Source organism: Acidovorax sp. Root219 (assembly GCF_001428665.1).
Classification (GTDB): Bacteria; Pseudomonadota; Gammaproteobacteria; order Burkholderiales; family Burkholderiaceae_C; genus Acidovorax.
On sequence record NZ_LMIJ01000022.1, the window covers coordinates 1 to 250 of the forward strand.

Consider the following 250-nt stretch of genomic DNA (forward strand, 5'->3'; position numbering starts at 1 on the left):
AGAAGCGGTCACGCAGATGGACCAGGCCACCCAGCAGAACGCAGCGCTGGTGGAAGAGATGGCAGCAGCGGCGAGCAGCCTGAACAGCCAGGCGGGCGAGCTGGTGAATGCGGTGGCGGTGTTCAGGCTGGCGGGCGATGGCAGCGGTGCAGGCAGCTACCGCGCACCTGCATCCACACCAGCACCAGCGGTGCGCAAGCCGGTGGCCATGGCGGCACCGGCGGCGCGGGCGGCCGTAGCGTCCAGGCCT

Annotated in this window: 1 pseudogene; it reads left to right on the plus strand. The window is 70.8% G+C overall.

The features are described from left to right. Positions 1 to 250, plus strand: a pseudogene (locus tag ASE28_RS20410) (methyl-accepting chemotaxis protein); the annotation flags it as partial.